The sequence below is a fragment of the Pseudomonas sp. MDT2-39-1 genome, from assembly GCF_054898085.1.
The window spans coordinates 4,626,427-4,647,982 of record NZ_CM142716.1 but is presented as its reverse complement, the minus strand read 5'-3'; the positions used below and the strand labels follow the sequence as shown (position 1 = coordinate 4,647,982).

Sequence of the window (21,556 nt, the reverse complement as noted above, 5' to 3'; positions counted from 1 at the left end):
CAGTGCAGCGGCTTCTTACTTCTCGACGAACGCACGCTCGATCAGGTAGTCACCCGGCTCGCGCATCCGCGGCGAAACTTTCAGGCCGAAGCTGTTCAACACTTCGCTGGTCTCGTCGAGCATGCTCGGGCTGCCGCACAGCATGGCGCGGTCATCCTGCGGGTTGATCGGCGGCAGACCGATGTCGCTGAACAGCTTGCCGCTGCGCATCAGGTCGGTCAGGCGACCTTCGTTCTCGAACGGCTCGCGGGTCACGGTCGGGTAGTAGATCAACTTGTCACGCAGCGCCTCACCGAAGAACTCGTTCTGCGGCAGGTGCTCGGTGATGAACTCGCGGTAAGCGACTTCGTTGACGTAACGAACGCCGTGGCACAGGATCACTTTTTCGAAACGCTCGTAGGTTTCCGGGTCCTGGATGACGCTCATGAACGGCGCCAGACCAGTACCGGTGCTGAGCAGGTACAAATGTTTGCCAGGCTTCAAGTCATCCAGCACCAGGGTGCCGGTAGGCTTTTTGCTGATGATGATCTCGTCGCCTTCCTTCAGATGCTGCAGCTGGGAAGTCAGCGGGCCATCAGGCACCTTGATGCTGAAGAACTCGAGATGCTCTTCCCAGTTCGGGCTGGCAATCGAGTAAGCGCGCATGAGCGGCCGGCCGTTGGGCTGTTGCAGGCCGATCATCACGAACTGACCGTTCTCGAAGCGCAGGCCCGGATCGCGGGTGCACTTGAAGCTGAACAGAGTGTCGTTCCAGTGATGAACACTGAGGACACGCTCGTGGTTCATGTTGCTCATGTACGTGGGACTCCTGGAGATTTTGCCTGCGCCACTGATGTGCGCAATTGCATCGCATTCTAATGGCAGCGACAATATCTGTTAAATGGATTATTAAGATAAGGGTTATCGGTTATATAGATATGCGATTCACTCTCCGTCAACTTCAAGTATTCGTCGCCGTCGCCCAGCAGGAAAGCGTATCCCGTGCTGCCCTGACGCTCAACCTCTCGCAATCGGCGGCGAGCACCTCGATCACCGAGCTAGAGCGCCAGTCCAGCTGCCAGCTGTTCGACCGCGCCGGCAAACGGCTGAGCCTCAACGCCCTTGGCAAACAGTTATTGCCCCAAGCGGTGGCCCTGCTCGACCAGGCCAAGGAAATCGAAGACTTGCTCAACGGCAAGTCCGGTTTCGGCTCTCTGGCGGTCGGCGCGACCCTGACCATCGGCAATTACCTGGCCACCTTACTGATCGGCAGCTTCATGCAGCGCCATCCCGAAAGCCAGGTGAAGCTGCACGTGCAGAACACTGCCAACATCGTGCAGCAAGTCGCGCACTATGAAATTGATCTGGGTCTAATCGAAGGCGACTGCAGCCATCCGGACATCGAAGTGCAGAGCTGGGTCGAGGATGAGCTGGTGGTGTTCTGCGCACCGCAGCATCCACTGGCCAAGCGTGGCAGCGCGACCATGGAAGAACTGACCCACGAGGCCTGGATTTTGCGGGAACAAGGTTCTGGCACGCGACTGACCTTTGACCAGGCGATGCGTCACCATCGCAGCGCGCTGAACATCCGTCTGGAACTGGAACACACCGAAGCGATAAAGCGCGCGGTGGAGTCAGGCCTGGGGATTGGCTGCATTTCGCGCCTGGCGCTGCGCGATGCGTTCCGCCGCGGCAGCCTTGTGCCCGTGGAGACGCCGGATCTGGATCTGGCGCGGCAGTTCTATTTCATCTGGCACAAACAGAAATATCAGACGTCGGCGATGCGCGAATTCCTCGACCTGTGCCGCGCTTTCACCGCCGGGGTTCAGCGCAGCGACGAGATCGTACTGCCCACCATCGCTTAAAGCAGAATCACCGCCCACACCAGCGCGATCATACTCAACGCCACGAACTGAGCGGCGCTGCCCATGTCCTTGGCGTTCTTGGACAGCGGGTGCAATTCGAGGGAAATGCGGTCGATGGCCGCTTCCACTGCCGAATTCAACAACTCGACGATCAATGCCAACAGGCAGACCGCGATCAGAAGCGCCTGCTCGACACGGCTGACGTTCAGAAAGAACGAAAGCGGGATCAGGATGACGTTGAGCAACACCAGTTGCCGAAAAGCCGCTTCGCCGGTGAAGGCTGCGCGCAGGCCGTCCAGCGAGTAGCCGGAAGCGTTGAGGATGCGTTTGAGGCCGGTTTGGCCTTTGAATGGAGACATAGAGTAGGCAACTGACCAAAGATGAGTGGGAAAGCTAGATCAACCAAAGTCAAAAAAGCGTGAACAGGCCAACTCTTAGTGGCTCGAAATTGACTCAAGTTGTTGCAGGAGCAACGCAGCCTGGGTGCGAGTCCGCACGTTCAGCTTACGGAAAATCGCTGTGACGTGGGCCTTGATCGTCGCTTCGGAAACGCTCAACTCGTAAGCAATCTGCTTATTCAGCAGTCCTTCACAGACCATTGTCAGCACCCGGAACTGCTGAGGCGTCAGGCTGGCAAGGCCTTCACTGGCCGCCTTGGCTTCAGCGGAAACGCTCACGGCTTCGAACGCCTGGGGCAGCCAGAACACATCGCCATCGAGCACTGCACGCACGGCTTTCTGGATGACGCTCAGGTCACTGGACTTGGGAATGAAGCCACTGGCGCCGAATTCACGGGACTTCACCATGATCGAGGCTTCTTCCTGGGCCGACACCATCACCACGGGAATCTGCGGGTACTGACCGCGGAGCAGCACCAACCCGGAAAAACCGTAGGCCCCCGGCATGTTGAGGTCCAGCAGCACCAGATCCCAGTCAGCCTTTTCGTCCAGTCGGGTTTCCAGCTCGGCAATGCTTGCCACTTCCACCAGACGGACACCCGGCCCCAGACCGAGGGTCAACGCTTGATGCAGGGCGCTACGAAAAAGAGGGTGGTCATCGGCAATCAGGATTTCGTATGTGGCCATTTTTCTAATGATCCTGTTTTTCTAACAACTCAAGGCACAGCCACGGAGCTGCACCAACAGGGCACGTTCAACGCCAATCACGTGGCTATCACGTAAAGAATACGGCGTATCAAACTTTGGCCGCGCCCCAATCGGCGCCAAGCATGCCCAGCGAAACCGGGGTGGTCAAGGTGCCTGGCCGGTACAGTTCTTTGCAGTATGGGCGACAATCAGCAGATGACCGGAGCCGTGTTCTGCACGAAAGGCATCAGCTCGGTGTGGGCTGGCGTTGCAACGTTCATGTCCAGCTGGTGTTTCGCGTCCAGGTAATGCTGGCTGAACACATCGAAATAAGCGTCCAGCGCCGATGCCGCCTCGGTATCGCCCGCAAGATCCAGACACAGTGCCGCCACTTCGGCAGTGCACAAATGCTCACTGCGGGTCGACCTGCGCAACCGGTAGCGCGACAGCTTTTCGGGCAACAGGCTCAGGATCGGCAGCCGATCAAAATACGGGCTCTTGCGGAAAATCTTCCGGGCTTCGGTCCAGGTCGCGTCGAGCAGAATGAACAATGGCCGCTTGGTGCTATCGGCCTCGACGGTGTTCGTCACTCGCTCAGGCTCGACGTATTCACCCGGAAAGACCAGATACGGTTGCCATTGCGGGTCGGCCAGCAACGCCAGCAGCTGCGGATCAGTTTCCGTGCGGGACCAGATAAAGGCATGGTTGTCGCGCACCACATCAGCAATCAACCAACCGGTGTTGCTCGGTTTGAACACTTCCTTGTTGGTCATGATCAGGCACACGCCGGAGCGGGCCTCGACCTGCGGGCGCCAGGCGCACAGGCAGTGACTCTCGATCACGCGGCAGGCTCGGCAACGCGGCGCCCTCCAGCCACGGGCCTGAATCGGCTTGATGCCCTCCTCCTCTCGCTCGTCGCGCAAGCGGGCGACGGCGTTTGCCGCAAAGGGTGGGGTTACAGGACTCATCGCAGGCAGCACCAGAGGGGAAAGAAAATCGACACGAAAAACACTCGACAGGGCACAAAGACGCGGCAGTTTATCAGAGCAGCCGGCGCAAGCCTGTACCGTCCAGGCCTCGTCCCCTATAATTCGCCGCCACTGAACGCACAGTCATGTGACGGGTCGAACCACCAGTCACTGAACCAGGAGAGTTTCATGCTGCGCCTTATCGTTCCCACCGCTGCCATTTTGCTGGCGTCGTCTTTCAGCGCTCAGGCTGCGTCCTTGAGTGAGCAGAATCTCAACCGAGAACTGCGAAACGTCGCCGCACAAAGCAGTGTTGGCACTCCACGGGCGATCAACGAAGACATTCTTGATCAAGGCTACACCGCCGAAGGCAATACGCTGATCAATCATCTGAGCGTACAAAGCAGTCACGCCAACAAGATGCGTGCCGACCCCAAAGCCGTGTATTTCCAGCTGGGCGCCTCTGTATGCAACAACCCATCGTTCCGCAAACTGATGGCCAAGGGCGCGGTCATGCGTTACGACTTCACTGAGGTGAAGACCAACCGCTCAGTCGGTTCCGCCAGCTATCAGGAATCGGATTGCCCGAAAGCGGCTCCGGCCAAGAAGAAGTAATCATCGGGAATTGGCGCGCCGCTGTTCATCCTCGGCGCGCAGTTCTGCCACCAACGCCTGCAAATAACGCGAACGCCGCTCACCGCCCTCCAGTCGCCGGCAGCACTCCTCTTCGAGACTCAAATGATTAGTCTCGGCGGATGACTTCAGTAATCGATACAGATGCGTATCGATTTCCAGAATGACTCTGGCCATCGTTTCCAGCCTCCCTGCACCTCGCCCTGTTTGGGCGAAAAATCCTTGAACCGCTTGAACCGTGCGCCCTGCCTTTGACGCAAAGTTGTCGTGTCACGCCTGTAACTTAGTAAATCAGAGCGTTGAGCCCGTGGCTTGCGTTCTGACGAACGGTGAATTCACCTTGCAAATCGTCAATAAGCGGTTGCCAGGAAAGACTTTTCGGCGCAATGATCAAGTCAGCGAGAATCTTTGCAAGGGTCTAGATTTAGAGTGTTCACGATCACTTTTTCAGGGCAGGAAAGGGGCTGCCCGTCGCGTGTCTTGTTGTGCGAACGTTTCTTTCATCCAAGGAAAAAACAGAGCCTGTATGGACGACTCGAACCGAGTCGGGTGGAGCGCCCAGGCATGGGCTTGGGCAGACAGCGACACATGAGGTGTCGCGGCGCTGACGACTGTTTTGTCGGTGCCAAGGGTTCTGTGCAGAAGGAGAAGTTGAATGCCTTACCAACCGAATGACCTCCTGAGCCGTCATTTCGAAGAAAGCGGCCACGACCTCATCAGCAAGGTCGAAGAGCAACTCAACCTGGTTTCACCCAACAGCCCCAACATCCCGATTTACCGCGACATGATCCTGACCGTGTTGCGCATGGCCCAGGAAGATCACAATCGCTGGAATGCCAAGATCACCCTTCAAGCCCTGCGCGAACTGGAGCATGCGTTCCGCGTACTCGAGCAGTTCCGAGGGCGACGCAAGGTCACCGTTTTCGGCTCGGCGCGAACACCAATCGAACATCCGCTGTATGGCCTGGCCCGGGAACTCGGCGCCGCGCTGGCGCGCTCGGACCTGATGGTCATTACCGGTGCCGGTGGCGGCATCATGGCGGCGGCCCATGAAGGTGCCGGCCTGGAACACAGTCTGGGGTTCAATATCACCCTGCCCTTCGAGCAGCATGCCAACCCCACCGTCCAGGGCACCTCAAACCTGCTGCCCTTCCACTTCTTCTTTACCCGCAAGCTGTTCTTCGTCAAAGAAGCCGATGCGCTGGTCTTGTGTCCAGGCGGTTTCGGCACCCTGGATGAAGCGCTCGAAGTGTTGACGTTGATTCAGACCGGCAAAAGCCCATTGGTGCCTGTGGTGTTGCTGGATGCGCCGGGTGGCAAGTTCTGGCAAGGCGCGCTGGACTTCATTCACCATCAACTGGAGGAAAATCGCTACATCCTGCCAACCGACATGAAGCTGGTGAGCCTGGTCTACAGCGCCGAAGAAGCGGTGGAGCAGATCAACCAGTTCTACGGCAACTTCCACTCCAGTCGCTGGCTCAAGCATCAGTTCGTGATCCGCATGAATCACAAGCTCAGCGACCAGGCGCTCGAAGACATGCAGGAAGCGTTCGCCGACCTGTGCCTGAGCGATCACTTTCATCAGCATGCCTATAACGGCGAGGAGCACGATGAAGCGCAGTTCAGTCATCTGGCGCGACTGGCCTTCAACTTCAACGCCAGGGACCATGGCCGCCTGCGGGAACTGGTGGACTACATCAACCTGCCGGAAAACTGGGCCCATTCCAAACCCCAGGCGCAACAGCGTGCGCGAGAGCCGTCCAAGGTGACATGAGACAAAATCGAGGCAAAAAATAACGGCCCGCTATCGAAATAGCGGGCCGTTTTTATTAATCATCTATTCCCCGACCGCTGAACAAGCGGCCGATCATTTCCATGGAGTATCCCCGATAACTCAGGAAACGCCCTTGCTTGGCGCGTTCCCGGACGTCTATCGGCAGATGCCCGGCAAATTTGCGCCGCCAGGTCTCTTCCAGTTGCTCCTGCCAGTTGAAACCGCTCTCGCGCAAGGCGAGTTCGATGTCGTTACGTTGCAGGCCGCGCTGGCTCAGTTCCTCGCGAATACGCAAAGGGCCGTAGCCAGAACGAGCACGGTAGGAAACGAAGCTTTCGAGGTAACGGGGTTCGGACAGCAGACCCTCTTCCGTCAACCGGTCGAGTGCTGTGTCAATCATTTCAGGAAGAGCGCCGCGCTGACGCAGTTTACGCGTCAGCTCGACTCGACCGTGCTCGCGTCGTGCGAGCAGGTCCATGGCGGTTCGCCGCACCGCGACGAGTGTATCGAGTACGGCGGTCATCGGATCAATCAGATATCAGCGTCTGCCAGGTCAGCAGCCGTCTCTTTGACTGGCGATGCTTTGACGTCCGGCGCAGGGGTCAGCAACTTGTCACGCAGTTGCTTCTCGAGCTTGGTGGCGATTTCCGGATTGTCTGCCAGGAACTTGGCCGAGTTGGCCTTGCCCTGACCGATCTTGGTGCCTTCATAGGCATACCAGGCGCCGGACTTCTCAACAAAACCGTGGAGAACACCCAGGTCGATCATCTCGCCATTCAGGTAGATGCCCTTGCCGTAAAGAATCTGGAACTCAGCCTGACGGAACGGCGAAGCCACCTTGTTCTTCACGACTTTGACGCGGGTTTCGCTACCGACGACTTCATCACCTTCTTTCACCGCGCCAGTACGACGGATGTCCAGACGAACCGAAGCGTAGAACTTCAGCGCGTTACCACCGGTGGTGGTTTCCGGGCTGCCGAACATCACGCCGATTTTCATGCGGATCTGGTTGATGAAGATCACCAGGCAGTTGGCGTTCTTGATGTTACCGGTGATTTTACGCAGCGCCTGGGACATCAGACGGGCTTGCAGGCCCACGTGCATGTCGCCCATCTCGCCTTCGATTTCAGCCTTCGGAACCAGGGCAGCCACGGAGTCGACGATGATCACGTCAACCGCGTTGGAACGCACCAGCATGTCGGTGATTTCCAGGGCTTGCTCGCCGGTGTCCGGCTGGGAAACCAGCAGGTCGTCGACGTTGACGCCCAGTTTGCCAGCGTATTCAGGGTCGAGGGCGTGTTCGGCGTCAACGAATGCGCAGGTCGCGCCGGCTTTTTGAGCCTGGGCGATCACCGACAGCGTCAGCGTGGTTTTACCGGAGGATTCAGGACCGTAGATTTCAACGATACGGCCTTTTGGCAGACCGCCAATGCCGAGCGCGATGTCCAGACCCAGAGAGCCAGTGGAGATAGCCGGGATCGCCTGACGGTCCTGATCGCCCATACGCATTACGGCACCCTTGCCGAATTGACGTTCGATCTGACCCAGGGCCGCAGCCAAGGCTTTCTTCTTGTTGTCGTCCATTAAAGTCCTCACGTAATCAATAAGGCCTGACGGCCAACACCTGTATAAGTAGCCAGTATTATTCCACAGCGTTTCAGGATCGCCTACCCCTGATTTGAGATTTCTCCAGCGGCATGACGCAGCAGCCCCTCTAGCGCGGCCTTAACCGTTTGTCGGCGGACCTCATCGCGGTTACCGGTAAAGTGCTGCACCTCGCTGAACACCTGCTCACCGACGCCCCACGCCAGCCACACCGTGCCGACCGGTTTGTTCGGTGAGCCGCCATCCGGGCCGGCCACGCCGCTGACCGCCACGGCAAAATACGCCCGGCTTTTTTCCTGCGCGCCGCGGACCATCGCCTCGACCACTTCACGACTGACCGCGCCCACCACAGGGAACAATTCGGGAGAAACGTTCAGTTGCTCGGTTTTCTGCCGGTTGGAATACGTCACATAACCGGCCTCGAACCACGCCGAACTCCCCGGGATGCGAGTGATCGCTTCTGAGATTCCACCGCCGGTACAGGACTCGGCAGCGGTGACGTGGGCATTCAGAACCTGCAAGCGCCTGCCAAGGTTAGCGGCCAGTTGAGTGATTTCTTTCACGGTCATCTCCTGAGCGAGCGGAATGAGCACTACCGTACACGAGCAGATTGCGCTTGCAAGGCACAGGATCGATCAAAATGTTAGCGAGCGACGGCTCTGACGTAGGCCTGACAGGCCTGCAATGCAATCAGTCCGCTATCGCCGGCGTCGGTGATGGCGATAATTCGTTGAGCATGCGCCGGGTCAAGTCGGGCTCGCGGGGCGCCATTATCCAGGCTGCGGGAGCTGGCGGAGGCTGGCACTGAATCGCCTGAGGCAGCGTCGCCGGCATCGAGGAGAACTGACAGGCGCAGATCAGCAGTGGCAAGACGATCGCGCAAGCGACCTTGATCACGTTGGGCATCGCTCAGCGCTCGGTAATGGGTGTGTTCGCTGGCCGAAAGACGCCGCTCCAGCGCCAGACGCTTGTCCTGCTCGGCCTGTTGCTGCGTTGCGGCGGCCAGCGTCAGCTGATTCAGTGCCTCGGCGTGCAGCCTGGCCTGTTCCGTCAGTTGCCGGCCGTACCGCCAATCTTGAACGTGCCAGGCCAGCGCCGCCGAACCGCCGGCCAACACAACGATGCCCATCACCCGCCAGGAAATCAGACCAAAGGCTGGCATAGCACCGCCCTCGCACGCGCCCAGAGTTGCAGACGATCCTCAAGTCCGTTCAAACCGCCGTTGATCCGCCGGGTAATGCTGTTGAACTGGTCGCGATCGGCCAGTTCGTTAAGGCCGTTCCGCTCCCAGAACCACGCGGCGGATTCGGCGGCCCATTGCGGCTGTTCCAACAGTTCAGGCAGCGACAGCAGACGTTCATCGCCAAACAGGCCGAGGCTGCACTGGAGATAGTTGTTGTGCCCGGTAATCTGGATCAGGCCTCGACCGCGGTATTGCTGGCCGTCACCGTCGGCCTGCGGCGTGTTGCCCAAACGCAAGGCCAGGGTGCCGGTGTCGTATTTGCTCAGGTATTGGTTGTTGCCCAATTCCCGCACGTACTGCAACTGCCCGGACTCATGACCGACTTGCGCGAGGAACGCGGTGATGCGTTTCGAGGTATTGATACTGCGGTGGATCATGGCGCTGTTGAGGGCAGAAATGAAAACGCCCGCTTGGGAGCGGGCGTTGGGAAAAATTTGTTGTAACTGCGCTGAAGTGAGAGACATGGGTCATGTTCCATTGGCCGTTGTTTTTAACCAGACAGGCACCAGGGGTTTACTGAAGTCTTTTGGAAAGTTGGCCATCGAGGGCCAGTCGCGCAGATCCTGCCGGTAATCCAGCAGTTCATGATATTGATCACTGCTCAAGGTCATCGGAGTGCCCGCCGCTTGCTCATCGCGATCACGGTCGACCAGCCATTGGCTGGCGGACAACTCTTGATCCCGCCAGGCTCTGGCAACAGTCGCTGGTTCAGGTTTCGCCTCTGAAGCACCTTCCAGCATGGCAGGCAGCGGCACGCCACCGCTCGCCAACCATTGCTGATATTCATCCCAGAAACGGTGATGAAGGGGAACGGTTGCCCCGTCAGGCAGACGGATGACAGTGTCCGGATCTTGAGTAAGTTGATAGCTCATAAGAAACCTCCTTAAAGTTCGGCGTCGGCGGTGACGTGGATGTAGTACGACTGAGCGATCAACCCGATATCGGAGTTATCCACCCAGACGCCGCGAGTCGAAACCCCAAGCGTCCGAGCATTAGCCGATGAGATATCGTCACTTCCCGAACGCCATTGCCCAGCAATCCCCTTTGACGTGGAGGTATACAAACTGAGACTTGGAATACCTCTCTTTTCAACTTTGAAAGACCACTGAGCCAAGGGCTGTGAGGCGAACCCTGTTTGCCCCTGTTTCACTGTGGATATCAGTGCACCGTAAGGACCTGTCACGGTGCCCGGCGGCACATCCTGACTGTAGGTTTTTTCGTAATAGCGCTGGCACATCATCAACTCATCGCCAGGGCTACGGAGCTCGAACGGCGTTGACACTCGCCCCTCTTCCAACTGGATCTGCGCCAGGTCTATGACTTGCAAAACATTCAACGGCAGGTCAAAGGACAGCCGCAGAAAGTCATTACCACTACTTCCTGGTGTCTTACCCGCCAAGGACGGTACTTGAATCGTTGCACTGTATCGGGACCACGAAGTCTTGAGTTGAAAGCTGCCCACCGGCGTCACCGTATCCACGCTACCGCCCGCACCGAAATACTGTGCGACCGTCACATTGATCTGACGCGCCGTGTCGGCCTTGGCCCAGAACGTCAGCGTCGCAGTTTTTCCCGCCAAGGTCCTGACCGATTCGATCGCCTGGGAGATTTTATGTACGCTGGCGCCAACTCCCGCGGTGATTTGCTGCCAACGCATAAAGTAACGGGGTTCATTGGGCACCTCGGTCTGACCCAGTGCAAAACTCTGCCTGGAAATATTCACCCCGGCGTTACCGTTCCAGTCGCAACGGAAACGGTCAGCGATATAGGCACCCGTGTAAGGTCCCAAGTTGGCTGTCCCGCGTTGCCAGATATCGAAGTTGCCGTTAATCAGCAGGTTTTTACGATACACCTGCACAGGAAAATTCTGTTGCGGGTCGAGCTTCGCCAACTCCTTAATGGCCAGGCTCAATTGATCAGTTTGATTTTCGGAAGGCATCAGTCCGGCAGCAGTGATGGTGTTGACGATCTCCTTGGTGACGGCGTTACCCCAAGTGGCAGGAATCAGGGAACCAGGGGTTCCGGCGACCGGGTTTTCATCTACAAATTGACCGTTGACCAGCCCCGCGCTGGTTACGCTTCTTGGATAGTCCATCTTATCTACTCTGGTTATGGGGAAAACTTACAATCACTGGTTCGAACCTGGAACCTGAGGCCAGCCGATCTCTGTCGCAAAGCTGGCTTGCTGTTCAAGACGATTCAATTCAACGCTGTAGAGCTTCCACTCCATCAATGCCAGTTGCTCATCATGAGAGGCATCGCCAATATCTTCGGCATATTGAAGTGGGGCAATGCGCAAGACCGCGTCACGAAGCAGTGCGTCGCGTCTGGCCAGCACCTGATTCCTGAGATCCGCCAACCGCGCCTGTTCGTTCAATTCCCAGGTGTTATCACGCCAGATGAAAAACTCTCCTGGCCAGGGAGCAGTGGTAAAGGTGTCGGGCAACTCCCCAAGTTCATTCCAGATCTGCTGGGCTCCACCCTCTTTGCGATACACCACGCCACGCCGGTCAATCACTTCGCGCGGAACGTTATTGACCAGCGCCCAGGTACGGCCTTGTTCCGCTGGAGGCAATTCAAATGAAAGCTCCACGGCATTACTGGGAAGTTGAATGCCAATACCCGGCGTCACAAAAAACTCGACAGGCCCGGACAAGGCGCCCGAGTTATCAATCAGATAATTAAACATGGACACCTCAGATGAGTTTGATGCGGCCGGGATAGGCGATATTGCGTGGACGGGATTTGAAGACATGGAGCAAGGTGCCCGCAGGGTCCATCTGATAGCTGGTTCCGGCTGGATAGATCGGGCCACCATTGGAGAGTGCACCTACGTATTGAAGTTCCTCACGGGTGTCGGCACCGATGGCGGCAAGGCTGTCACTCCATCGCGACCCTACCGCACCACCGCCATTCGCCCCCATGGCATAGGAATGCGCGGTTCCGGTCTGGAAGGCCCCCATTACGCGCCCGACATCTACGCCACGCCCTTCGTCCAAAACCCTTAGAAACTCCCCTCGACCTTCTGGACCACGGAACGTCAACGCACCATCGCCACTCGTCCACTTGCCTTCGTTGCCCACTCGAGCGGCCTCGGTGCCGAGCATTCCCGATTGCTGGGCGTGATCCCACAACCACGGCCATTGCGCACGATTCATGACCGTACCGTTGAGCGCCCCATAGCCACCGGGACTGAGCAGCGTGGTCGTCTCGAAAAACGGTCGGCCCAACGGCGTGTTGTCAAACCGCCCCACCGGCCACCAACTGCCAGCGCCATCGCTACGCAGCTGCCACCAGTCGCCGCCGCCCATCAACACCAGGAACGTGTAACCGGTCGCAGAGAGATGGGTGTGAAATCTGATTCGATCGGTGCCGGCAGCCTGAATAACCAGACGGTTGCCGCTGTTGTCCACGCGTCGAACAATGACGTCGCGAACACCCATGGCCACATTGGCCGGCGGAAGCGTGATGGTGGCTGCGCCGGGGCTGGCGTCAATCAACACCAAACCGAGTTCTTCTGGCGCCAGCATCTTCGATGCGGCTAGCCGGGTGACCACTGAACGCATCGGGCTGCTCACGCCGATGATCGACTGGATGGCCTTGAGCAACTGGCCGTTGTCCGCTTCTGACGGCGCCATACCCGCGCCAGCAACAACCCCCAGAATCTCTTGCGTAACCGAATTGCCCCAGACCGCCGGAATCAACGATCCAGGCGTACCGGCCACCGGGTTCTCGTCGACAAATCGACCATTCACCAGTCCGATACTGGGGATGCTTTTTGGATAATCCATCGTTCTGCTCCCTGTAATAAACGCCTGCATTGCCATTGGCATAACGGCACCGCAGGTCATGTTTGAATATAAAAAAACGCCCACGGGTGAGTGGGCGTTGGGTACAGCGAATATTTCAAATGAACTAGCCTGCGAGGTCGCTCGCCACGTTGCGTATTGCGGCAATCGCGTCATCACTGACTTGATTGGCGAGATCCGTTTTACCTTTGGCGATATGAATTTTGATTTGTTCTTTTGCCTTCAAGCGAAGAGTTCGAACTGTCAGCAGGCCCTCGTTGAATTGAGTTGCCTTGGCAATGATTTGATCTGCCGCCTGCCTGGCGGTACGACCTTTGACGACCCAGGCGGACACCGAAAGCGGCACCGCTTTTTTCGGATACCCTTCTTCCACGAAGGCTTGGGCGTCAGCGGCGGCTTGTGTGTATTCCATTGCTCGCAGCGGGTCGCCGGCCATGGTCTTACGTGTGCTGTCTGCGACCGCATCAATCCTGGCGCAAAGCTCCGCGCACTTCTGCTGTTCCAGCATGGCAACCATCGACGCGTCCACAACCCACTTTTCTCCATCCCAGCCATGGGCTGCAGAAGGCTGGGCGGGCCGCAGTTCATCTTCGAATTGATGAAGCTCCTGAATGACTTTCATCGGATCAGCTCCCACGACAAGTGGACGTTGACTGCGTCCGAAAAGTTGACGGCAATGCCGACGCTATAATCCGTCAGCGCTTGGTGACTCTTGATTCCCATACTCAGCAGCAGTTCATCGCTTTCGGACGAGTTGGCACCAAAGGTGTGCTCCGCTTGATAGCACTGCCAAAGAGAGCGCAACTGCGAATGATCAAAACTGGCAGTCAACGTGGAGACGGTTACATCATTCAAGACATTGCTGGAAAACAGCACACACGTTGATGGGTTGGCGGGGTTAGTCCAGCCACCGGGATTGTTGGAACTGGTCGAGGTCACGGGGTTCAAGTAGCAGTAGTTACCACCTAGCCACCCCGCCTGAGGAAACGCCAATGAGGTCACTGCCGTCGATGAAGGCGTCGGGTTACCCGCAACGAGACGTGCCGCCCGGGCATGAGGATCGAGGGGCAAATAAACCACGCCCGTACCGTTCACAGTCTGCGTCCAGGTCAATCGTGCGCGATTGTAGATCTGGCGTATCGTTGGAACAGAGCCCGGTGTGCCCGTCACCACCCACGCCAGGCACATATCCAGCGGTGTGGATTGAAACCACCACCGGCGGCATTGTTCAAAGTACCTTTCAAACCTTCCGGAACGATGTCGTACGGGATACCGCGCTGCATGTAAAACGTCAGCAGATCCCCAATCACCTGAGCCCTCAGGTAGTAGCTCGAACTTGGTAACAAATCCGCGCTACTCCAGGCTTGTGTCGTGAATGTCCGAGGGCGCCCCAACTGCCCGGTCACGACTTCCTGTCCGATGCTGACAAACACTCCCGCAGGGATCGACACCTTTCCACCGCTGGTGGCCACCGCCATCGGTGTCACGGGCAACCGCCCATCAGCAGTCGCCACCGTGGCTGGCGGCAACGATGCAATCGGCAACGCCGAATCCAGGTTCCAGCCCTTGGACGACACGCTCTTGATGGCTTGCAGCAATTGATCGAATTTCGTCTCGTCCGGAGTCAGGTCCCCGGCCTTGATCACATTCACAATCTCCTGCGTCACCCCATTACCCCAGCTTGCCGGAATCAACGACCCCGGCGTCCCGGTCAACGGGTTCTCATCGACAAACTTGCCATTCACCAATCCGGCGCTGGGCACTTTCGTTGGAAAATCCATCTCACTACTCCCTAGTCATAATTGATGTGCACCTTGGTATGCGCCGGTGCGCTGCGATGGATCAGGCATTCCAGGGCCGAGCCCGGATTCATGCCAAAGCGCTCGCCCCAGTAACTGGCGCCGAAACGCCGGCCCAGTAGCAAGCGGCCGCCGGTGTTCAGCGTCCACATGAACTGCGCTTCCCAGGTGCCCCAGTGCGCAGCACCGAAACGCGATCGGCCCATGCGTGGGGCTTCGAGTTCGGTGATGGTGGCGTTCGGGTAGCCCTGGCTTTTGGCGATCTCAAGGTAGTAGCCGACCGCCTGGCTGCCGACTGCCAACAACCGACGACGCACGGTGAGACGACGATCATCGAACAGTGGCGTGGCACCCAGGCACGGGTCGGGCAGATTCATCACCTGCTCCCAATCGGGCACCAGTTCACTGACGCCGGCCGGGTCCATTTCGTTGAGCAGATCGGCGGCGCGGGCGTCGAGCCGGGCCAGTTCCTGGGCGATGCCGTCCAGCACAGTCTCCAGCTCCGGAACCCGCTCGGGGTCCCAGGCAGGGCCGGTGGGCAGCAGGCTGCGCAATTGCGCATGGTATTGCGCGGCGGTTCTCATGCCTGCCATATGCACACCCCGAAGGTCAGCAACTGGTTACTGTCTGCGATGATGTCGGTAGTAGGCGAAATGAGCGTGTGGTCGTTTTCGCCGGTGGCGCTGCTGATGGCTTCGCGGATGTGACTGATCAGCAAGGCCTCGCCAAGGCCGGCCTCGCGGTTATGCAAGTCACGCAGCTGCGCTTCGACGGAAGCACGCACAGCGCTAGTGTCCGGCGTCAGGCTGATGATGTAAGTGACCGGCACTTGCACAGGCGGCAGCACGTGCAACTCGGCAGTGACCGGTCGCAGAGGTTCGATGTAGGCCTGCACGGCTGCCAGTTGCGCGGCATTCGGCACCGGTTGCGGATCGTCGTCGCGCATGATGTACAGGTTGACGATGCCCAGCTTCGCGTAGGTGCTGCGGCACCAGGCACGGGTCACGCCGGGGCATTCCAGGGCCCAGGTCTCATAATCTTGCGCCGAGCCGCCGTGAGGGATGATCCGATAGGAACTGATCACCCGGGAGCGCAGGGACTCCAGGCTTTCCCGGGCGACACCGCCGATCAGGCCCGGCGCCAGCACCGTGAAGCTGTTACCGACAATCCCCAGGATCGGCTGCACCGGGATCAGGCTCATGCCGGCATCAGCATTGCCCAGACTGCCTGCGTCGAGCGCGGCGATGATGGTGGTGTTGAGCCCGTTGCTGGTGGTGCGCGAAGCGGTCACTTTGTAGGTGCGGCCGTCGCTCGACTGCAGCAGTGTGTCGACGTCCAGCACGGCGCCGGCACTGGCGGTAAAGCTGACGTTGCCGCTAGCGGCTTGCGCGGCTTTGCGCGGCTGGTTCAGACGCAGGGCGGCAATCCGCTCCAGGGTCGATTCCTCGGCCTTGTCCGGGAGGATCTGCTCGGCGATCCAGTTAAGGTAGCCATACAAGCCATAAGCGGCGCCACCGAGGGTACGGGCCAGCACTTGCGCATCGGACTGGCGCAGCGAATCGCCGGCCAGGTCACTTTGGGTGCGCTTGATCAGCACCGGCAGCGAAGGGGTTTCAAACGGCATAGATCACCTGCCAACTGTTATCAGGGTTGATGTCCAGGCGCTCGCCGTCGGCCAGGGTCAGGACCGTGCGCAGGTTCAGGCGCTGGGCGTCGAGGCGTTCGCTGATGATGTCGATGGCGCTGCAATGGCCGTCGTCGATCAGCCATTGCAAGGCTTCGCGGGCATAGAACTCGGCGTCCATCTGCGTTTGTCGGGTCAGCTTGACCCGGCGCAGCAGCCACAGCCGCGAGCCGATACGGTCGTCGGCAACGGTGGGAAAAGTGTCGCCCCACCAGCCGAAGCGTTCCTCATCATCGAGGGCATCGTCATCGGCGGCGCGGCGCCAGGTGAACAGGCTGATCAGCACCGAGCGGATCAGGGCGGCGTGGAGGTTCTGGCTGATAAACATCACTGACCTCCCGCCGGCACGCCGGTCTGGCCGTTGCCCGCCTGAACGCCGACGTGCACGTGTTTGATCTGGCTGATACCGCCCGCGACCTGGTCGCCCTGGGACACGATCTTGCCGGTCTGGGTCAGGGTCGGGGTGTCGATGTTCACGCCGGTGCTGGCGCGGATGTTCAGGGTCGCGGTCTGGATGTCGATGATCCGCCCGCGCTTGAAGTGGATCTTGTCGCCTTCGTCGGTGTAGATCGCCACTTCGCCGGCGGCCAGGGACTGGAGACGATAGCGGCGGTCGGCGACCACCAGGACGATGGCGTGGGAACGATCACCGCCCAGAAACGTGGCGATGCCCTCGGCGCCAGCCAGTGGGTTACTGGTGAAACCGTAGGGTTCGAAGTGTTCCATGTCATCGTTCACTTCGCCGGCGGTGAGGCGCATTTGCAGAGATTGCAGCTTGGATGCCGAATTGGCGAGCACGACAGTGCCGCGCGCCAGGAGGCGTGTCAGTAGGCTCATTGGGTTTCCTTTAAATCAGGACCGACGCAGACCAATGTGGGAGCGAGGCTGCTCGCGAAAGCAGCCTGCCAGTCGATATCGTCGGTGAATGTGAGGCCGTCTTCGCGAGCAGGCTCGCTCCCACATTGGCCTGCGTCGTTCATAGCATTCGCACACACAGGAGAGCCCGCTCCCACAGGTTCAGCGTCAGGCTGAAGTTTTCTTGGGAGGCTCGGGATTGGCGTCGAAGGTGTGCGGCGGGGCGACTTGCAGGGTGGTGATCGAGCCTTGTGCCGACAGTGAATAAGTCACTTTGGAGATCAGCATGTCGTCATCAAATCCGAGCACCGGGTCCTTGACCCGCACCAGGGTGTTGTGACGCCACAAGTCACCGTTGGACTGTCGCCAACCCTGCACCTGATAGATGGTCGCCAGCGCCCTGCCCATACGGGTGGTGCTTTCCCAGGTGGCCCGCTGCTGCGCCAATTCGAACGTCAGCTGTGTGCCTTCGTTGATCACGGTAGTGCGCCGACGCTTGACGCTCAGGTCAGCCGCGACTGCTTCAACTTCGCTGACGGCCGTCCCGCTCTTCGTGTCTGTCCCTTTTTGCTGACCGATCACCCGATATTCGGAGAACACCTGGCTGTAATCCATCGGCGCGCTGGCCGAGAGAATGTTCTTGCCCAGTTCCAGCACATCGCTTGCCCGTCCACCGCTGCCTGGCCGGGCCAGCACCAGCCGACCCTGGGCATCATCAGTGGAAAACACTCGGAATAGCGACAGCAAGCGGTCGATGGATTGAAACACCGTTTCCCCCGGCACAATGGTGTGACTGCTGAGCCGGGAGGTTTCGGGGATTTCGCTGACCACGTACACGCTGTAGTTCATTGCCAACGCTTCGACGATGCTCAGTAAGGACTGGCCGTGCCATTGGTTCGGACGGTTAGTTGCCGCGCAATCCACCAGGTCCCGGGTGTTCGAGCTGCCTTCGATGCTCAGGCTGATTTGCTGCCCGTCATAGCTGATGGGTGCCTTGAACACGTAACCGGTGAGCACCAGGTCCTTGCCGATCCGCACCTCGCAACTGTCTCCGGCCTTGATCCGCTGATCCACGGTCTGCCCCGGCCATTGCCAGGTGATGTTGAGTTTGAAGGTGCGGAACTGACGCTCCAGGTCCGCACTGATGTCCACGCTTTTCCAGCCACCGTATTCCATCCCCCCGACGGTCAGCGTGACGCGATTATCCAGCTCGCTCATGGCTCACTCCCCGGAGACTTTCACTGCGTTCGGCAAAAAACCCGGATGGGAAATACCGTTGCTTTGGGTCACTTCAGTGACCCGTGTCGCATCGGTAAATTGCTTGTAGGCCACGACCAGGGCTGGAAGGCTTTCCTGGAATGCCTTGCTGACCTGTCGCACACCAGACGACGCCACCGCTTTGAGGTGTGCGATCAACGCCTGTTTTACATCATCGATGGCTTGGTAGTGCGCAGGCCCCGCCTTGTCCAGCATCGGGTTGATCGCTGCGACCAGCGCCTTTTGCAACACTTGCAGATCGTTGATGACCGGCACTTCCTGACGGCTGACCGGTTGCATCGCCTGCTGCTCCAGCGACGGTGTCGACGGTGTCTTCACCGGCTTTGTGGCCACCGGCATCGAGGCCACCCATTGCGCCACTTTGACCAACAGCGTGTCCTGCACCAGATCAGCCATGGCTTGTGCGGCGGCGGTGGTGTCCTTACCGGTGGTGAGCTTCGGCGCGTCTGCCTTGCGAATGGCTTCGAGCTGTTGGGAGACGTCGGCAATCACACCACGATAACCCTCCTTCGCGAAGTCCTTGAGCGACTTGATGTCGCCCAGCAGCCCCTTGAATTCCGCAGCCACTTCCTTGGGCAACTCCTTGACTGCCTTGACCAGTTCGGTGATCTGGCGGTATTGCTCGATCAGCGGTTTAAGCTGTTCCTTGATTACCTCAAAAACGCCGGTAAGGCTGTTGCGCAGATTGGCGATCCCGATCCGGGCGGCCTTGATCAGGGTCATCGCCTGTTCAAAACGCGCCACTGCCGAACCCAGCAGGGTGTCGGCTTTCGCCAGCAGCACCTTTTGCGTACTGACCGTCGCGGTCGGAAACGGCAGCGGTTCATCGGGGTAGAACTTCAGCGTAAAGGTCACCAGCCCGCCATCCTGGCGGGTGTGGGTCATGTCGCATTCACCGACCTTGACCTGCAGCCGTCCCAGCCACGGATGGACCAGTTCGCCGCTGCCCTGCTCCAGCGCCTTTAGCAGTTTGTCGCGCTGCTCCAGGCAATCGGGGCCGACAATGAATGCCGTCAGATCGTGAATCTTCGCCTGCTGGCCAAGATTCTCGAAAAACGGCAAGTCTCGCTGCGGGTACTCGTGCAACTGGCCCTTTTTGCCGACCGGGGTTTTCGCCTGATCGACCCAGAAACCGACACCTCGAAAGGACGCCGGCAATAAACGGTCACGCCAGCTCATTGGAACCTCCAAGCGAAAGTGAGCGATAGCCGATGCGCGAGTTGAGCATCAGCCCCGGTTGATTGGTTTGCGGTTGAGCGGTGCGCAGGCCGGCCGGCGCGTTTTCGAAGCGCACGGTCAGGCCGCCTTCGAGTTGCGTGCGGTTGTTGGCGGCGCTTTGTTGAATCAGGGCGCTGGAGTGTTGTGGCAGATTGCCGGGCAATCCCCACGAGGCGTGCGGGGCATCAATGTCTTTACCGAAGAACGAAGGGGCCTGGCCATTCTCGCCGTCAGCACCCGGCTGGCCGGTGATCCTCGCGACCAAGCCGCCAACGCCGCCGCCCAACAGGTTTTTGATCGGTCCGATAACGCTCTGGAGTTTTGTCCACAGCTCATTGAACCAACCCAAAATCGGCTCCCAGGCTTGCTTGATCGCTTCCATCGGCGACTGACCGAACAGCGAACCGAACGTATCCAGAATCGGTTGTACGTCAGCAGTCAACGATGTCCACAGACCGGAAAAGTAACCCTTCAAGCCCTCCCAGGCAGCGGTCACCCTTTCAACCGGCGAACCACTGAACAAACCGCGAAAACCGTCCATAAACGCTGTCGCCGATGCGCGAAGCACATCCCACAGCGCGGAAAACACTCCCGCCAGCGGCTGCCACAGGCCTTCGATCATCGCCGAAGGAGAGAAGGAGAATGCCGATCCAAGCGCCTCATATCCTGCTGTGGTTTTTGCCGCAACGCTGTTCCAGAAATCGGTCACAACGCCGCCTGCCGAATTCCAGGCCCCGGCCATCACCTCTCTCGGCGACCAGTTGAATCGGGATTTGAGTGCCTCATATACGGCCACCGTTTTCACCGTCGCACGGTCAAAGAAATCGGTTACCACACCACTGGCTGAAGACCAGTTTTCACCTAACGCCGCCCGGAGTTTTCCGAAGCGCTCGGTGGTTCCTGTGACTACGCTGCCGGCGCCAGCGAAAAAGTCCGCTTTGATTCCCTCCCAAGTTGTGCGGGTAGAAGTCCCGATCCGATCCAGGGTTTGCGTCATGCCCGTGCCAAGCTTGTTCCAGCCTTGTTTGATCGTCGAAATCCCGACATCGGTAGCGGCGCTGATGGATGTCCAGAGCCCGGAAAAGAATCCTGAGATTGATGCCCAGTTATCGATCATCAAACGCGCACCGATCACTATGATCGCGACCGCTGCGGCAATGGCAGCGGCCATCAGGCCGATCGGCGATGTCAAGATACCCATCACCGTCGCAAACCCCATTGCAGCGACGGTCACCACGGTGAATGCCACCGCAGCCGCCGCCAAACCTTCTACCAGGTAGGGATTATTCGCTGCGAACTGGCCGATGGCGGTCACTACAGGTGTGAGTGCGGTGACAATGCCATTAACCGCGGGGAGCAACGCCTGACCGATCTTCAGCGTGATGTCGTCGAGGGATCTGTTGAATTTTGCAAGGTTGGCAGAGGTTTCCCCCGAGACCACCTTGGGCACTTTCAACCCCTTGAGGGCCATGGCTTTTTTTGCCAGCTCATCCTGAGCCGCAATGGCTTTCTTGATCCCGTCCTGAAAGGGTTTCAACAACCCGCCGCCGGAGATAAAACCGGAGAGATCCAGCGGTTTGAGACCGCTGTCCTCCATGCTTTTCTTGAATGCTGCGACTTTGCCCCGAATCCCCTTCAGTTCGGCGTCCAGTTTCTTGGCGCCTTGCATGACCACGATCATGTTCACCGTGGCCAAGATATTCGTCTGGCTCATGTTTATCTGTGTGTTCGCCATCACTGCACCTGCTGCATCGCATTGAT

The 21,556-nt window shown here is 58.8% G+C and carries 25 protein-coding genes and 1 pseudogene; 3 read left to right on the top strand and 23 right to left on the bottom strand.

Annotation, left to right across the window (positions count from 1 at the left end):
• Window positions 1-15 precede the first annotated feature (15 nt).
• Window positions 16-795, bottom strand: coding sequence for a ferredoxin-NADP reductase (fpr, locus tag ACYZTM_RS21680; protein WP_003443014.1), 780 nt, complete (start codon window positions 793-795; stop codon window positions 16-18).
• A 122-nt stretch (window positions 796-917) separates the two neighbouring features.
• Between fpr and ACYZTM_RS21675 the strand changes: the two genes are divergently transcribed.
• Window positions 918-1,844, top strand: a complete 927-nt coding sequence (locus tag ACYZTM_RS21675) for a LysR family transcriptional regulator (protein ID WP_461957480.1) — start codon at window positions 918-920, stop codon at window positions 1,842-1,844.
• Here the strand turns inward: ACYZTM_RS21675 and ACYZTM_RS21670 are convergent.
• The 3 genes from ACYZTM_RS21670 to ACYZTM_RS21660 all read right to left on the bottom strand — a co-directional run bounded on the left by ACYZTM_RS21670 (window position 1,841) and on the right by ACYZTM_RS21660 (window position 3,897).
• Window positions 1,841-2,203 carry a diacylglycerol kinase gene (locus tag ACYZTM_RS21670; RefSeq protein ID WP_008010143.1) on the bottom strand — a complete coding sequence of 121 codons (363 nt, stop codon included), beginning with the start codon at window positions 2,201-2,203 and terminating at the stop codon, window positions 1,841-1,843. The two genes, ACYZTM_RS21675 and ACYZTM_RS21670, sit on opposite strands and share 4 nt — an antisense overlap.
• Window positions 2,204-2,278: 75 nt before the next feature.
• A complete protein-coding gene (erdR, locus tag ACYZTM_RS21665) occupies window positions 2,279-2,929 on the bottom strand; it encodes a response regulator transcription factor ErdR (RefSeq protein WP_461984577.1) in 651 nt (216 codons plus the stop codon).
• Between the two features lie 209 nt (window positions 2,930-3,138).
• Window positions 3,139-3,897 (bottom strand): tRNA-uridine aminocarboxypropyltransferase, encoded by a 759-nt coding sequence (locus tag ACYZTM_RS21660; protein ID WP_131059207.1) that lies wholly within the window; start codon window positions 3,895-3,897, stop codon window positions 3,139-3,141.
• A 189-nt stretch (window positions 3,898-4,086) separates the two neighbouring features.
• On the opposite strand from ACYZTM_RS21660, the gene ACYZTM_RS21655 reads away from it, so the two are divergent.
• On the top strand, window positions 4,087-4,512 hold the full coding sequence (locus ACYZTM_RS21655) for a PA3611 family quorum-sensing-regulated virulence factor (RefSeq protein ID WP_131059206.1): 426 nt from the start codon (window positions 4,087-4,089) through the stop codon (window positions 4,510-4,512).
• Here ACYZTM_RS21655 and ACYZTM_RS21650 read toward each other — a convergent pair whose 3' ends face one another.
• Window positions 4,513-4,707, bottom strand: a complete 195-nt coding sequence (locus tag ACYZTM_RS21650; protein WP_461984574.1) for a hypothetical protein — start codon at window positions 4,705-4,707, stop codon at window positions 4,513-4,515. It lies immediately after the preceding gene.
• A gap of 478 nt (window positions 4,708-5,185) precedes the next feature.
• On the opposite strand from ACYZTM_RS21650, the gene ACYZTM_RS21645 reads away from it, so the two are divergent.
• Entirely contained in the window at window positions 5,186-6,304 is a 1,119-nt protein-coding gene (locus ACYZTM_RS21645; protein WP_131059204.1) for an LOG family protein, read from the top strand.
• A 55-nt stretch (window positions 6,305-6,359) separates the two neighbouring features.
• On the opposite strand, the gene recX is transcribed toward ACYZTM_RS21645, so the two are convergent.
• From recX to ACYZTM_RS21555, 18 genes and pseudogenes are all read right to left on the bottom strand, one after another.
• The gene (gene recX, locus ACYZTM_RS21640; RefSeq protein ID WP_461984572.1) at window positions 6,360-6,827 is read right to left on the bottom strand and encodes a recombination regulator RecX; all 468 of its coding nucleotides are present in this window, start codon (window positions 6,825-6,827) and stop codon (window positions 6,360-6,362) included.
• A gap of 8 nt (window positions 6,828-6,835) precedes the next feature.
• Window positions 6,836-7,888: a recombinase RecA gene (recA, locus tag ACYZTM_RS21635; RefSeq protein ID WP_131059202.1), complete on the bottom strand. Its 1,053-nt coding sequence runs from the start codon at window positions 7,886-7,888 to the stop codon at window positions 6,836-6,838.
• Between the two features lie 83 nt (window positions 7,889-7,971).
• Window positions 7,972-8,472, bottom strand: a complete 501-nt coding sequence (locus ACYZTM_RS21630) for a CinA family protein (RefSeq protein WP_131059201.1) — start codon at window positions 8,470-8,472, stop codon at window positions 7,972-7,974.
• An 80-nt stretch (window positions 8,473-8,552) separates the two neighbouring features.
• Window positions 8,553-9,071 carry a lysis protein gene (locus ACYZTM_RS21625; RefSeq protein WP_461984569.1) on the bottom strand — a complete coding sequence of 173 codons (519 nt, stop codon included), beginning with the start codon at window positions 9,069-9,071 and terminating at the stop codon, window positions 8,553-8,555.
• Entirely contained in the window at window positions 9,053-9,616 is a 564-nt protein-coding gene (locus ACYZTM_RS21620; protein ID WP_461984567.1) for a glycoside hydrolase family 19 protein, read from the bottom strand. Before ACYZTM_RS21620 ends, ACYZTM_RS21625 begins: the two co-directional genes overlap by 19 nt.
• A 3-nt stretch (window positions 9,617-9,619) precedes the next feature.
• Window positions 9,620-10,024: a phage tail assembly chaperone gene (locus tag ACYZTM_RS21615; protein ID WP_461984565.1), complete on the bottom strand. Its 405-nt coding sequence runs from the start codon at window positions 10,022-10,024 to the stop codon at window positions 9,620-9,622.
• An 11-nt stretch (window positions 10,025-10,035) separates the two neighbouring features.
• Window positions 10,036-11,247, bottom strand: a complete 1,212-nt coding sequence (locus tag ACYZTM_RS21610) for a carbohydrate-binding protein CenC (protein ID WP_461984563.1) — start codon at window positions 11,245-11,247, stop codon at window positions 10,036-10,038.
• Window positions 11,248-11,280: 33 nt separating this feature from the next.
• Window positions 11,281-11,841, bottom strand: a complete 561-nt coding sequence (locus ACYZTM_RS21605; protein WP_461984561.1) for a tail fiber assembly protein — start codon at window positions 11,839-11,841, stop codon at window positions 11,281-11,283.
• 7 nt (window positions 11,842-11,848) lie between these two features.
• Window positions 11,849-12,943 carry a phage tail protein gene (locus ACYZTM_RS21600; RefSeq protein WP_461984559.1) on the bottom strand — a complete coding sequence of 365 codons (1,095 nt, stop codon included), beginning with the start codon at window positions 12,941-12,943 and terminating at the stop codon, window positions 11,849-11,851.
• Between the two features lie 124 nt (window positions 12,944-13,067).
• Complete coding sequence (locus tag ACYZTM_RS21595) at window positions 13,068-13,583, bottom strand: phage tail protein (RefSeq protein ID WP_461984557.1); 516 nt, start codon at window positions 13,581-13,583, stop codon at window positions 13,068-13,070.
• Window positions 13,580-14,742, bottom strand: a pseudogene (locus tag ACYZTM_RS21590) (phage tail protein). Before ACYZTM_RS21590 ends, ACYZTM_RS21595 begins: the two are co-directional and overlap by 4 nt.
• Window positions 14,743-14,753: 11 nt before the next feature.
• Window positions 14,754-15,353, bottom strand: coding sequence for a YmfQ family protein (locus tag ACYZTM_RS21585; RefSeq protein ID WP_461984555.1), 600 nt, complete (start codon window positions 15,351-15,353; stop codon window positions 14,754-14,756).
• Window positions 15,341-16,384 carry a baseplate J/gp47 family protein gene (locus ACYZTM_RS21580; RefSeq protein ID WP_461984553.1) on the bottom strand — a complete coding sequence of 348 codons (1,044 nt, stop codon included), beginning with the start codon at window positions 16,382-16,384 and terminating at the stop codon, window positions 15,341-15,343. The genes ACYZTM_RS21585 and ACYZTM_RS21580 overlap by 13 nt, the downstream gene beginning before the upstream one ends.
• On the bottom strand, window positions 16,374-16,772 hold the full coding sequence (locus ACYZTM_RS21575) for a phage GP46 family protein (RefSeq protein ID WP_123511975.1): 399 nt from the start codon (window positions 16,770-16,772) through the stop codon (window positions 16,374-16,376). The genes ACYZTM_RS21580 and ACYZTM_RS21575 overlap by 11 nt, the downstream gene beginning before the upstream one ends.
• A complete protein-coding gene (locus ACYZTM_RS21570) occupies window positions 16,772-17,281 on the bottom strand; it encodes a phage baseplate assembly protein V (protein WP_461984551.1) in 510 nt (169 codons plus the stop codon). Before ACYZTM_RS21570 ends, ACYZTM_RS21575 begins: the two co-directional genes overlap by 1 nt.
• A 186-nt stretch (window positions 17,282-17,467) precedes the next feature.
• On the bottom strand, window positions 17,468-18,517 hold the full coding sequence (locus tag ACYZTM_RS21565; RefSeq protein WP_461984549.1) for a phage baseplate assembly protein: 1,050 nt from the start codon (window positions 18,515-18,517) through the stop codon (window positions 17,468-17,470).
• 3 nt (window positions 18,518-18,520) lie between these two features.
• A complete protein-coding gene (locus tag ACYZTM_RS21560) occupies window positions 18,521-19,756 on the bottom strand; it encodes a DNA circularization protein (RefSeq protein ID WP_461984547.1) in 1,236 nt (411 codons plus the stop codon).
• Window positions 19,743-21,530, bottom strand: coding sequence for a phage tail tape measure protein (locus tag ACYZTM_RS21555; RefSeq protein WP_461984545.1), 1,788 nt, complete (start codon window positions 21,528-21,530; stop codon window positions 19,743-19,745). The genes ACYZTM_RS21560 and ACYZTM_RS21555 overlap by 14 nt, the downstream gene beginning before the upstream one ends.
• Between the last annotated feature and the right edge of the window lie 26 nt (window positions 21,531-21,556).

Bases quoted from the DNA above. Each gene is read 5' to 3' on its own strand.
- ACYZTM_RS21645 (WP_131059204.1), top strand. From the start codon at position 5,186: ATGCCTTACCAACCGAATGACCTCCTGAGCCGTCATTTCGAAGAAAGC.
- ACYZTM_RS21650 (WP_461984574.1), bottom strand. From the start codon at position 4,707: ATGGCCAGAGTCATTCTGGAAATCGATACGCATCTGTATCGATTACTG.
- ACYZTM_RS21595 (WP_461984557.1), bottom strand. From the start codon at position 13,583: ATGAAAGTCATTCAGGAGCTTCATCAATTCGAAGATGAACTGCGGCCC.
- ACYZTM_RS21620 (WP_461984567.1), bottom strand. From the start codon at position 9,616: ATGTCTCTCACTTCAGCGCAGTTACAACAAATTTTTCCCAACGCCCGC.
- recA (WP_131059202.1), bottom strand. From the start codon at position 7,888: ATGGACGACAACAAGAAGAAAGCCTTGGCTGCGGCCCTGGGTCAGATC.
- ACYZTM_RS21660 (WP_131059207.1), bottom strand. From the start codon at position 3,897: ATGAGTCCTGTAACCCCACCCTTTGCGGCAAACGCCGTCGCCCGCTTG.
- erdR (WP_461984577.1), bottom strand. From the start codon at position 2,929: ATGGCCACATACGAAATCCTGATTGCCGATGACCACCCTCTTTTTCGT.
- ACYZTM_RS21555 (WP_461984545.1), bottom strand. From the start codon at position 21,530: ATGGCGAACACACAGATAAACATGAGCCAGACGAATATCTTGGCCACG.
- ACYZTM_RS21670 (WP_008010143.1), bottom strand. From the start codon at position 2,203: ATGTCTCCATTCAAAGGCCAAACCGGCCTCAAACGCATCCTCAACGCT.
- ACYZTM_RS21570 (WP_461984551.1), bottom strand. From the start codon at position 17,281: ATGAGCCTACTGACACGCCTCCTGGCGCGCGGCACTGTCGTGCTCGCC.
- ACYZTM_RS21580 (WP_461984553.1), bottom strand. From the start codon at position 16,384: ATGCCGTTTGAAACCCCTTCGCTGCCGGTGCTGATCAAGCGCACCCAA.
- ACYZTM_RS21575 (WP_123511975.1), bottom strand. From the start codon at position 16,772: ATGTTTATCAGCCAGAACCTCCACGCCGCCCTGATCCGCTCGGTGCTG.
- ACYZTM_RS21565 (WP_461984549.1), bottom strand. From the start codon at position 18,517: ATGAGCGAGCTGGATAATCGCGTCACGCTGACCGTCGGGGGGATGGAA.
- ACYZTM_RS21605 (WP_461984561.1), bottom strand. From the start codon at position 11,841: ATGTTTAATTATCTGATTGATAACTCGGGCGCCTTGTCCGGGCCTGTC.
- ACYZTM_RS21625 (WP_461984569.1), bottom strand. From the start codon at position 9,071: ATGCCAGCCTTTGGTCTGATTTCCTGGCGGGTGATGGGCATCGTTGTG.
- recX (WP_461984572.1), bottom strand. From the start codon at position 6,827: ATGACCGCCGTACTCGATACACTCGTCGCGGTGCGGCGAACCGCCATG.
- ACYZTM_RS21615 (WP_461984565.1), bottom strand. From the start codon at position 10,024: ATGAGCTATCAACTTACTCAAGATCCGGACACTGTCATCCGTCTGCCT.
- ACYZTM_RS21585 (WP_461984555.1), bottom strand. From the start codon at position 15,353: ATGGCAGGCATGAGAACCGCCGCGCAATACCATGCGCAATTGCGCAGC.
- ACYZTM_RS21675 (WP_461957480.1), top strand. From the start codon at position 918: ATGCGATTCACTCTCCGTCAACTTCAAGTATTCGTCGCCGTCGCCCAG.
- ACYZTM_RS21655 (WP_131059206.1), top strand. From the start codon at position 4,087: ATGCTGCGCCTTATCGTTCCCACCGCTGCCATTTTGCTGGCGTCGTCT.
- fpr (WP_003443014.1), bottom strand. From the start codon at position 795: ATGAGCAACATGAACCACGAGCGTGTCCTCAGTGTTCATCACTGGAAC.
- ACYZTM_RS21560 (WP_461984547.1), bottom strand. From the start codon at position 19,756: ATGAGCTGGCGTGACCGTTTATTGCCGGCGTCCTTTCGAGGTGTCGGT.
- ACYZTM_RS21600 (WP_461984559.1), bottom strand. From the start codon at position 12,943: ATGGATTATCCAAAAAGCATCCCCAGTATCGGACTGGTGAATGGTCGA.
- ACYZTM_RS21610 (WP_461984563.1), bottom strand. From the start codon at position 11,247: ATGGACTATCCAAGAAGCGTAACCAGCGCGGGGCTGGTCAACGGTCAA.